Origin of the sequence: Streptomyces sp. SID13031 (genome assembly GCF_010548305.1) — a bacterium.
Classification (GTDB): Bacteria; Actinomycetota; Actinomycetes; order Propionibacteriales; family Kribbellaceae; genus Kribbella.
Map to the genome: position 1 here is coordinate 1 of NZ_JAAGLV010000095.1, position 419 is coordinate 419.

The following is a 419-nucleotide window of genomic DNA, read 5'->3' on the forward strand; positions in this document are numbered from 1 at the left end:
AAGACCCAGCCGACCATCGCGTACACGTAGAGCAGAAGCGCGCCGACCAGCAGGAAGCTCAAGGTGCCGGGGAGGCTGCGGCCCACGGCGACCAGCACGATCCGCAGCTGCGGGAGGAAGCGGGCCGTCCGTAGCACCCGGGCCAGCCGCAGCAGCCGCAGGACGGTGGTGTTCTCGCGGACGAACGGCAGGAACGCGCAGAGGACCACGGCGAGGTCGAAGAGGTTCCACGGGTCCTTGCAGAAGTTCCGGGGGCGGTCGGCGTGGGCCCCCAGGCGCAGCAGGATCTCCACGGTGAACACGGCCAGGCAGGCGTGCTCGGCCAGACGTAACCAGCGGTGCCATTCCGCGACGAGTCCGGAGTAGGTCTCCAGGCCCAGCAGTGCCGCGTTGAGGAGGATCACGGCGAGGACGGTCAG

The 419-nt window shown here is 69.5% G+C and carries 1 protein-coding gene; it reads right to left on the bottom strand.

The genetic code is table 11. From position 1 onward, the window contains the following. Positions 1-419: ion transporter (locus G3I17_RS39405; protein ID WP_239063353.1), on the bottom strand; the 419-nt coding region annotated here is incomplete at both ends.